Genomic DNA, 9916 nt, shown 5'->3' with positions numbered 1-9916 from the left:
ACTCCAAAAATTTGTATTTTAAACATTTTTTAAGAGCTTTCAGTAGTGTGTGCACATGCTCATGCTGGGCACACACACGTGGTATAAGGCATGGCTGGGTTCGTGCGGATTCGACAAGTCGAATCTCGTCCCAACCTCAGTTACGGTCGGACACTCAGACTCTCGTCTGACCGCCACGACCTCATACCACCACCGTAGGCAATTTTGAAAACCAAACCGCACAATAAAAATCGACAAAATAAATTAACTATAAAAAATGACAAAATTAATTAACACCAAATGGGTCGCATTCGTTGCAATAGTATTGTTCTTTGCTTCTTGTAACAACACCACAAAATCTTCAGACGATAACAACTCAAAAGTTGACAGTACCCAAGCAGTAGAAAGACCTATAGGAGACAATAGCCAAAATGCTTTAGACTGGGCAGGAACCTATGAAGGAACTGTTCCTTGTGCAAACTGTGCTGGCATTAAAACAACCATTACCCTAAATGCCGACAATACTTTTTCCAGGACAGAAGAATATTTAGGCGAAAAAGGAAAACCTGCACAAGACAATGGAACTTTTGAGTGGGATAAAGAAAAAAGCAGTATTACGCTGAAAGACAAAGACCGAAACCAAAAATATAAAGTGGGTGAAAACCAACTTTTTCATTTGGATATGAGTGGTAATGTAATTACAGGTGATTTAGCCGACAAATATATTTTACGTAAAAAAGGATAGCAACTTCCAATAACTCTATTACCAACAAAAGGTGAAAATAATCTTCTTTTGTGGGTAAAGTTGTTAAAGGAAATTCCGATGATTATTTTTTTATTTTCCATTCCAAAGAAAATACATTGGAAACAAAAGCGGGGCTGACGTGGCTTCATTCAACATTTGTGCTAAATTGTAACTTTGTGCGTTTTAATTCCCGCCTTCGGCAATCCCCAAAAGGTTAACCACCAATAAGCAATGCATACACTACCAACGAAATATTTTACGGACAGAAAGGATTGGCGGAAATGGCTGGAAGCCCATTTTGAGACGGAAGACGAAATTTGGTTGGAGTATCCCTTGAAGAAGACGGGCCGAAAACGAATTTTGTACAATGATGCGGTGGAAGAAGCCTTGTGTTTTGGGTGGATTGACAGTACGGTTAAATCGCTGAACGAAGAGACCACGATTCAACGGTTTTGTAAGCGACGAAAGAACTCGTCGATTTCGCAACCCAACATGGAGCGCTTAAAATGGCTCTTTGAAAACCGGTTGATTCACGACTCCATTCGACATGAGGTTTTAAAAATGATTCAACAGGAATTCGTGTTTCCCGAAGACATCCTCGCTCAGTTAAAAGCCGAGCCGTTGGTTTGGGAAAATTATCAAAACTTTTCGGAACCCTATAAGCGAATTCGAATAGCGTATATCAACAGTGCGCGGAAAAGGCCCGAAGAATTTGAAAAGCGCCTGAATAACTTTATCGCCAAAACAAAAGAAAATAAGCAGATTAAAGGCTTTGGCGGAATTGAGAAATACTATTGAAAAATAAATGATTTGCTTTTTTTTGAAACGCGTTAAAATTTAAAACCATGGATTACACTTGGATTGGTATCTTTGTCGTTTATATTGTGCTGACTCATTTAATTGCGAAATACATTGGCGCCAAGCGAAAAATAGGCTATGGAAAATCCGTTTTTTGGTCATTGGTGCTCACGCCAATCCTGGGGCTGCCAATAGCCTTGATGAGCAAGCCCATTGATGCACCATAAACGGTACGAAACAAGCTGATGGGCGGCAGGCCTCCTGGTTTAACCCGTCAAGCCTTTCGGTCGCATAAAAGTGTCCGTTCGTTTGGAGTGCATCGTGCTGCAACTAAAAATTTAGCGCAACAAGTCGACATTACTTATGCCCAATCAGAGTTACATTTATTCGTTTAAATACGACATTCATAACAGTGAATTATGCAAGTTGGAATCCCGACAGCTATTCAATCGGGAAGAAAATAATAATTGGCTGTTTTCGAGTGTTGAGGTTGATCCGTCGATCAGCCCATTCATTAAAAGCCGGCTGGAGATTATTTCCTCGTCCGAAGACTATTCCGTCCTGTTGAAAAACATCGAGAACGAAAATATTCAATGTGATGGGTTTAAGGCGGAGTACCTGATTCTGAATGGTGATTCGACCCAATATACCGAACGGCTTGAAAAATTGCGGGATGTTGGCTTGCGGATTGAAGGGGACCCCGATTACGTGAACCCATCCGTCATTTACGCGATCGGTTATTGTGAAAATACCTGGTACTTCGGGGTATTGCTCAAACACAATTCGGACTGGTTTAAACACAAAAATAAACCGTGTTCGTTTAGCAGTGCGATCAATATGGACATTGCTAAAACGCTGGTCAGTATTGCTTCGAAGGGCGATCGGAGCAATCGCTTGTTGGATGCTTGTTGTGGCGTTGGTACGGTCATGTTGGAGGCCTGTATTTCAGGGTTCCAGATAGAAGGATGTGACATCAACTGGAAAGCGTGTAAAAGCACAAGGGAAAACCTGGCACACTATAATTATACCGCGAAGGTGTACCGCTCCGACATTCAGGAGCTGGATAAGCTGTACGACACGGCAATCGTTGACCTTCCCTACAATTTGTACTCCTTTTCGAATGACGAAATCACCCTGAATATTCTGGAATCAGCCGCTAAATTAACCACCCGGGTCGTAATTGTATCCACTTCGGATATTCAACCATTAATCCGGAAATCGGGACTGACAGTTTCAGATGGCTGCTCGGTTGGGAAAAAAGGGAAGAAGTTTGCACGGACCATCTGGGTTTGCGAAAGAATTAGTGCCAACTGAAACAAAGGCGAAAGCCCCGTTATCGTAGCCCAAGGAGGGTGTGCACCTTGAAAAGCAGGAAAGGGAAAACGCCTATGCGCCGGATGAGGATGCGCCCGGGGAGAGCCTTGAATGCTAAATTCCTTATTCTTGGCTTCAGCAGCCTTGTTTTTCTTGTGTTAACTTCCTGCAAAATGCTGTTACTTAGGTGTCGGTTTTGGCGCTAACTTTCTTATCTTGTAGTCATGGATTTCAGTTTTGTACAATACATACAACAGTTGCTTCAGCGCGATTTGCCGGGCGAGCAGGCACATCGGAAGCTGCTTCCGCCGGGCCGTAAACTGCGGGCTGGTTTTGAGGAGGTGCCGGAGGTGAAGTACAGCAGTGTATTGCTTTTGTTGTTTCCGCACGAAGGGCGTATTTACACCTGTTTAACCCGTCGCAATTCGAACATGAAAGATCATCCGGGGCAGGTCAGTTTCCCGGGGGGCAAAATTGAGGAAGGCGAAAGTCCGGAGCTGACGGCCATGCGCGAGGCGCAGGAAGAAGTGGGCGTTTCGCCGCTGGATGTGCGTTTGCTGGGCCGCTTGTCGGAGTTGTTTGTGCCGGTAAGCGGGTTTACCATTTTTCCGTATGTGGGCTGGCTCGACTACAAGCCCGATTTTGTGCTGAACCATGACGAAGCTGAAAAACTGATTTTACTGCCCATTCAGGATTTTGTGCAGGAAGAGCGGGTTGAGCATACCGAGCTGGACACCTTGCGTGGACGGCTTACGGTGCCATGCTACCCTTACGAAGGCGAAATTATTTGGGGGGCCACCGCCATGATTTTAGCCGAATTTTTTGAACTGCTTCGCGAAGGAAGCCTTACTCTGCAATGATGTTTCGGTAATCGCGGTAAGTTTCCAGCACGCGGTTCACATAGTTGTAGGGTTCTTCGCCCCGGCAATAGCCCCAGCGCACCACTGGATCCTTAAAAAATTTCGAGGCCGACTTATTCAGCAGGTAGTAGTCTACATTATCGTCCCAAATCTCCGGATCTTTATTGTATTTCTTGGCCAGCCGCTGGGCATCTTTCACGTGTCCCAAGCCGACATTGTAAGCAGCCAGCACAAACTTCACACGTTCGGTGGAGTCGGGCACTTCCGGCTTGAGGTTTTTATCGAGCCATTGTAAAATGCGCACGCCCACCCGGATGTTTTGCTCAGGTTCTTCAAATTCGTTCATGCGCACCAGGTCGGCCGATTCGGGCATGATTTGCATCAGTCCGTAAGCGCCGGCCCACGATTCGGCTTCGGGGTCAAACCGCGATTCGCGGTAGATGATGGCCGCCAGAAAACGCCAATCGAGCCCGGCTTGCTCGGCGCTGGCCTTAATCAGGTCGTCGAAAGGCGAAATGTTGCCTCCGCCAATGGAGTGGTAACTGCTGTTGACCATGCTGCTGGAGCGGCTGTTTTCAAAATACTTGTTGTAAAGTACGGCGTAGAGAGTCGTTTTCCGAAAGTGGCGAATCCAGTTGTTCAGGTAGTTCAGCCATTCTTCGGAGCCATTGCGGACGGCCCAGGCAATGTTTTGCGGAAAGCTGACCGGGGTGTCAATGTCAAGGTTGGGGTAAAAAGTCTGGTTGACTTTGGCCACATTTTCATCGCACACGGTGTAGTCAATTTCTCCGTTGGCAACCATCGAAACCAGTTGTTCCACCCCGTACACCGAGTCCTGAACAATGTTGATCTCTTCCCCAATCTCATCCGACAGGTTTACCAGGCGGCGGTAGTAGGTGGTGTTTTTCTGAACGTAGATGGTTTTGCCGGCCAGGTCAAGCTGGTTACGAATCATGGAGTCTTCCAGGGCATGTTTGGGCAGGCTGCGCCAGTTGTCGGGTTTGCGTTGTACCAGCACTTGCCGGGTTTGCTCCAGCGGCAGGGTGAAGGAAATGGTTTCGTCCCGTTTTTTAGTGATGGTGAGGTTTTTGGCAACCAGATCGTACTGGCCGCTGTTCAGCCCGTCAAAGGTTTCTTCCAGGTTGTTACTGACTGAAATGTTCAGCTCCACATCCATGTCTTTGGCCAGCTGTTTCAGCAATTCATACTTAAAGCCCATGGGTTTTCCCCGGTAAATAAAGTAGTTGGTCGAGTTGTAATCCACCACGGCTTTCAGTTGTCCGGATTTCATAATCCGGGTCAGGTCATTTTTTCGTTGTTGGTCGTCCTGCAGGTCGGAATCTTTCTTGCCTTTGCAGGAAAAAAGAAGAGCAACGAGCAGAAACGAAACAAATTGAATGTATGTATGGGTTTTACTCATGCATTTGGTAAACTGCTGACTAATCGTAGAACGTCCAGGCTACTCCCAGCCTGAAAGTCCGTCGATAAAGTGGATGCTTCGGTGCCGCCCAAAAACCGCCATCTAAAAGCCCGGATGCGGCATTCAGCCATTGAAAAAAGACCCGGGTTCGTTTTAGTTTCAGGTTGACGTGTGCATCAACGAAGGGGAAGTTACCAATTTTATCTTGATTTTGCCAATAGAAACGTCCTGTTGCAGGATCATAGGCATCAGCATAGAACTCTGTATTGTAGCGCACATCGGCACCAATTTGAGTGTATAAGACTTTGGAAATAATGGTTTTGTAATTCAGACTGAAGTAACCACTGAAGTCCGGCAAATGAAGGTAACTTTCCTGGTTGCCTTTTTGCCACAGCAGTTGTCCGCGCAACAGCCAATGTTTGGATTCGATGGTTTTATTCAGGTAAGCCGATACAACCAGCAACTCCGATCCGCCTTGTGTGGGCAGGGCTTCGGCATTGTTGTAAATGTAGTTGCCAATCAAGGCATAATTGGCTCCCAGGGTCAGCTTGTATCTTTGCGAATTGATCTCTGCATTCAGGATCATTTCATTGATGTTGTCAAAGCGGTTGTTCCAGGCATAGTGGTTCGAGCTGAAGCGCTGTTCGAAATAATCGGGAACAATCGTGTTCAGTTCGCCCGACAAACGCAGGCTGGTCGTGTCTTTCCCAATGCGCATGGGTTTGTAAATAAAAGCGTTCAATTCGGTTTGCCCCGAGCGGTACCCCGTCAGGTAGAATTTCCCCTGCGCGCCCCACTTCCAGAACGTACCTTCATCGCGCGAGATGCCGCCACCTACAAAGGTGTTGCTGTGCTTGTACAGTTGCTGAATGGTGTCCACCGGCATTTTAATCCGGATGAGGTCGTGCCCGATATAAGCCCGTTTGGTGAAGGTGTACTTCCGGTCGGGGGCCTCGTAAAATTTTAGTTGAAAGGTATTGGTCAACCGGTTGTAGCGAATGGTGTCGCCGGTTCGTGTGGAATCGATGTAGGTATACCGGTAAAAATTCCGGTTCGAGTCTTCATCCTCGTCGTTGTAGGTTTTTTGGTTGCCTGAATATTCCACCTGGTAAAAGAAACCGGTGCGTGGAATAAATTCATCCATAATATTGCCCAGTGAATCTTCCACCTCGACGGTTTTTCCCAGCCGGTATTCCGTGTTCCAGTAGAAGTTGTTGTTGCGCAGCGATGATTTGGCCTGATCCAGGTTGACAATGTAAATGTCGGTTTCTTCAAACTCGTTTAAGTCCACATCTTCTTCAGCCAACCCTCCGTTTTCCTGGTTTTTGATGCGGTTGAACAGCAGGTTGAAATGCGAAACCCATTGGTCGGATTCGTAGCTGGAGTAAAGTCCAACGGTGTGAAATTTATTTTCCTGGTATTCGTAATGGCCGGTTGACTTGGCCTGATCAAAAAAGAAGGCGAAATTAAAGTCTTCATTCACATTTTGCGAATGAAAGGCGTTGAAGCGGGTTTCATTCTTAATGTTTTTGTTGCCACTTTGGCTGTAGTCCAGCAGGGTGTAGGGCGTGGTGGTATTGAAGTAGCGGATGTCAGTCGGAAACTTGGCATACAGGTCAAAGTTCCGGTAGAAGTAGAAATCCGAATCACCTTCGCGTTTGAAAAAGTTATTCGACAGGTACGCGCCGCCTAAGTTCCCGGTAAAGGTATTGCTGATGCTTTGCTGGTAAATGGGATTGTACAGGTGAAAGAAATTCAAGACCGTATCCACTTCGGCAGCTTCCAGTAAAGCGCCGTTGTTTTTTAGCTTCCAGCTATGAATGTAGGACGGAATTTTTTGGTCATGGTCGTGCTCATCAACATCCATACTATCCGCGGGCTGCTGACTGGTGTCCATGTTGTATCCTCCAAAGTTTTGGAGTTCTCTTTGAGCGAAAAGTACGTTTATCGCGCTCAGTAAAATGACTATGGTTAACTGTATCTTCTGAAACATGTAGCGGCAAAGATAATTAAAAGTCAATGTTTGATTGAATTTTGCACTTAAAAAAGTTTATGGCAGTTCATTGGCTCTTAAAAGTTGCTTGTGCATTTTGCAATTGCCTATCGAAATAACAGGCGGAGATGCGATTTGTTGTGGTTGCTCGTTGGGCTTCGGATGAAAAAGACCTCCCTTTTTTGTCCGATGCTCACTGGTACTGTCGTGTTAAGGAACTATTTTTTATGGGGAATAATCCTTCGGATGTGATTGCTGGCTTATGAAAAATTGATAACTTGAAAACCTTGGCAGGAGGGTATTGTTGTTATGTTCAGAGGGCGGAACCTACCGGGTGCAGAATTCAGGAACAGGGCTATGAAAGCCTTTTAACCAAAGTGCATCGATGAAGAAAAAACTGGAAAAACAAATTGAAGAAATTGCCGGAATCATCAGTCAGCTTGACCATCAGGACATTGACGTGGAGTCGTTGATGGAGTTGGATGACTTGCTCGAACTGCTGAGTAATAAGATTAAATCCACCAAGCTGGGCTACCCGCTTACCCGCGAATCTCAAAACCTGGATTCAGTCAGGCATGAAGCCATCTTTATTTTCGACCGGAGGTATACGGTTTTTAGGTATACCGGTATTTTCGACCACCTGTTTTACCCAACCAGAAGTGGCTCTTTGCAATTGTTCGACCTACTGAAAGTGGAGCGGCAGGAGCTTTTCAAAGAGAAGGTTGATCGCTTGCTTTCCAGCAAGGAAAATCAGGAGTTTGAAACGATCATTAATTCTGCCCAGGGTATTCCTTTGGCGGCAAACATCAGCCTGGAGTTGCTTGCCGAAGCTGGCGGTGATGAGCTGATTATGGGGGGTGTTAATTTCTCGAACACCACCATGACCGACATTAAAAACTACCAGCAGATTGTGATTGAAAACCTGCCCGATATTGATGTTTACTTGTTTGATTCGGACTACCGCTATGTGCTGGCAGGCGGGCGCGAAAAAGAACGCTTTGGCTTGACCAATAGCTATTTTGCCGGCAAAACCTTGTTTGAAGCGTTTGATGAGAAGATTCACAAGCGCCTGTTCCCGTTTTACCACAAAGCCCTAAGTGGCGAGATGGGCGATGGCGAAATCCGGATTGAGGATCAGGTGTATTACATTTGGGCCACGCCGGTAAGGAATTTCAATGGTCAAGTGGTTGGGGGAACAGCTATTGTGCAGAATGTGACCAAGGACAAGGAAGTGGAAATGCGCCTGAAAAAAGCGAAGGACGACGCACAAAAGGCCGATCAGGCCAAGTCGGTTTTTTTAGCCAATATGAGCCACGAAATCCGCACCCCGCTCAATGCCATCATTGGTTTTGCCGAACAACTCGGGAATACCGAACTCACCAAGCAGCAGGAAGATTTCATTCGCTTCATCAGCGACTCTTCCGAGCACCTGCTTTCGCTGGTCAATGAAATTCTGATCCTCTTTAAGCTGGGCATGGGAAAGGTGTATATTGAAAAAATTCCTTTCAACCTGACTAGCGAACTGAATGTGATCTACAACCTGTTCATCATTAAAGCCAATGAAAAGAAGTTGCGCTTGTCGGTGCAGATTGACCCGCAAATTCCGGAGACCTTGATTGGTGACCCCTTTCGGCTGCGGCAGGTGATGATCAACCTGATGTCGAATGCGCTGAAATATACGGATGAAGGGGTGGTTGAACTTCGTTGCCTGTTGGTTGAAGAGGAGCCACGGAGCGTAAAGTTGCGGTTTGAAGTGGAAGATACCGGCATGGGGATTTCCAGAGACTTGCAGCCGGTTATTTTTGAAGAGTTTACTCAATCTTCCGCCAACCTGGACAAAAAACGCAAGGGAGCCGGCCTGGGGTTGACCATCTGCAAGAAGCTGATTGAGCTGATGAATGGTCAGATTCAGGTGAGCAGTGAACCCGGAGCGGGCAGTTTGTTTTCGGTGACCTTGCCTTTGCAAAAAGCCCGGAAAGAGGACGAAGCCGAACGCGAGAGCCATTATTCGCTGCGGGATAATCAGCTGGAAGGCAAAAAAATTCTGTTTGCCGATGATGATGAGTATAACCTTTTGCTGGCCGAAACGGTCTTGTCAAACTGGAAGGCTGATTATGAGCTGGCCCGTAATGGCAAAGAAGCTGCAAGCTTGCTTCACGCGTCAGCCTACGATATTGTATTGCTCGACATTCATATGCCCCATAAAAATGGGCTGGAGGTGGTGAGTGAAATCCGAAACGATGCCCGGAACCCGAATTTTGACACCAAAGTACTGGCTGTAACGGCCAATGTGCTGAAAAGTGATATTAACCTGTATATGGATCATGGATTTGATGGTTATGTGCTCAAGCCATTTAAGGAAACGGAGTTGTATAATAAGATCTGCAACATTTTGCAGCTAACCCGAAATGAGGCGCGTCCCCTGCAGGTCAATGCACCTGAGGATACTTTAAGCCCTTTGGAGGATAGGTTCAGTACGGATAGCCTGTGGCAAACGTCGAATGGCGATGAGGCATTTTTCAATAAAATGATTGATACATTCGAGAAGAATTCACACCGTTTTGCGGTCGGATTTGAGAAAGCTCTGAATGAGCAAGCCTGGCAACGATTGGGTGAGAGTGCCCATCGGGCCATTCCTTCTTTCAAGTTTTTTGGGTTGAATCGATTGGTGAAACAACTGGAAGAACTGGAAGACCTGGCCTTGCGGGAACAAGCCTATCAGAAACTTCCGGATAAAACCAAAGAGGTTATCGGTAAGTTGCAGGATGTGAGGCAGGAAGCCCGAAAGGCGCGTCGAGAATATTAAG

8 protein-coding genes are annotated in these 9916 nt (G+C 46.3%); 6 read left to right on the top strand and 2 right to left on the bottom strand.

Annotated features, from left to right (window positions below):
* Window positions 1-256: 256 nt before the first annotated feature.
* From Q1A18_RS15980 to Q1A18_RS15960, 5 genes are all read left to right on the top strand, one after another.
* Window positions 257-724: a copper resistance protein NlpE gene (locus Q1A18_RS15980; protein ID WP_299582845.1), complete on the top strand. Its 468-nt coding sequence runs from the start codon at window positions 257-259 to the stop codon at window positions 722-724.
* A gap of 231 nt (window positions 725-955) precedes the next feature.
* Complete coding sequence (locus Q1A18_RS15975; protein WP_299582843.1) at window positions 956-1522, top strand: YdeI/OmpD-associated family protein; 567 nt, start codon at window positions 956-958, stop codon at window positions 1520-1522.
* 47 nt (window positions 1523-1569) lie between these two features.
* The gene (locus Q1A18_RS15970) at window positions 1570-1749 is read left to right on the top strand and encodes a hypothetical protein (RefSeq protein ID WP_299582840.1); all 180 of its coding nucleotides are present in this window, start codon (window positions 1570-1572) and stop codon (window positions 1747-1749) included.
* A 136-nt stretch (window positions 1750-1885) separates the two neighbouring features.
* Window positions 1886-2836: a methyltransferase gene (locus Q1A18_RS15965; RefSeq protein WP_299582837.1), complete on the top strand. Its 951-nt coding sequence runs from the start codon at window positions 1886-1888 to the stop codon at window positions 2834-2836.
* 224 nt (window positions 2837-3060) lie between these two features.
* Window positions 3061-3696, top strand: a complete 636-nt coding sequence (locus Q1A18_RS15960; RefSeq protein WP_299582834.1) for a CoA pyrophosphatase — start codon at window positions 3061-3063, stop codon at window positions 3694-3696.
* Here the strand turns inward: Q1A18_RS15960 and Q1A18_RS15955 are convergent.
* Both Q1A18_RS15955 and Q1A18_RS15950 read right to left on the bottom strand, forming a co-directional pair.
* The gene (locus tag Q1A18_RS15955; RefSeq protein WP_299582831.1) at window positions 3683-5116 is read right to left on the bottom strand and encodes a transporter substrate-binding domain-containing protein; all 1434 of its coding nucleotides are present in this window, start codon (window positions 5114-5116) and stop codon (window positions 3683-3685) included. The genes Q1A18_RS15960 and Q1A18_RS15955 overlap by 14 nt on opposite strands.
* Before the next feature lie 19 nt (window positions 5117-5135).
* A complete protein-coding gene (locus Q1A18_RS15950) occupies window positions 5136-7109 on the bottom strand; it encodes a putative porin (protein WP_299582828.1) in 1974 nt (657 codons plus the stop codon).
* A 385-nt stretch (window positions 7110-7494) separates the two neighbouring features.
* On the opposite strand from Q1A18_RS15950, the gene Q1A18_RS15945 reads away from it, so the two are divergent.
* Window positions 7495-9915: a PAS domain-containing hybrid sensor histidine kinase/response regulator gene (locus tag Q1A18_RS15945; protein WP_299582825.1), complete on the top strand. Its 2421-nt coding sequence runs from the start codon at window positions 7495-7497 to the stop codon at window positions 9913-9915.
* The last annotated feature ends 1 nt before the right edge of the window (window position 9916 follow it).

Origin of the sequence: uncultured Sunxiuqinia sp. (genome assembly GCF_947495665.1) — a bacterium.
Taxonomy (GTDB): Bacteria; Bacteroidota; Bacteroidia; order Bacteroidales; family Prolixibacteraceae; genus Sunxiuqinia; species Sunxiuqinia rutila.
This window is presented reverse-complemented; position numbering and strand designations above follow the sequence as displayed.

What these genes read in the sequence shown, in the direction of transcription:
- Q1A18_RS15980 (WP_299582845.1), top strand. Translation starts at nt 257, where the DNA reads ATGACAAAATTAATTAACACCAAATGGGTCGCATTCGTTGCAATAGTA.
- Q1A18_RS15975 (WP_299582843.1), top strand. Translation starts at nt 956, where the DNA reads ATGCATACACTACCAACGAAATATTTTACGGACAGAAAGGATTGGCGG.
- Q1A18_RS15970 (WP_299582840.1), top strand. Translation starts at nt 1,570, where the DNA reads ATGGATTACACTTGGATTGGTATCTTTGTCGTTTATATTGTGCTGACT.
- Q1A18_RS15965 (WP_299582837.1), top strand. Translation starts at nt 1,886, where the DNA reads ATGCCCAATCAGAGTTACATTTATTCGTTTAAATACGACATTCATAAC.
- Q1A18_RS15960 (WP_299582834.1), top strand. Translation starts at nt 3,061, where the DNA reads ATGGATTTCAGTTTTGTACAATACATACAACAGTTGCTTCAGCGCGAT.
- Q1A18_RS15955 (WP_299582831.1), bottom strand. Translation starts at nt 5,116, where the DNA reads ATGAGTAAAACCCATACATACATTCAATTTGTTTCGTTTCTGCTCGTT.
- Q1A18_RS15950 (WP_299582828.1), bottom strand. Translation starts at nt 7,109, where the DNA reads ATGTTTCAGAAGATACAGTTAACCATAGTCATTTTACTGAGCGCGATA.
- Q1A18_RS15945 (WP_299582825.1), top strand. Translation starts at nt 7,495, where the DNA reads ATGAAGAAAAAACTGGAAAAACAAATTGAAGAAATTGCCGGAATCATC.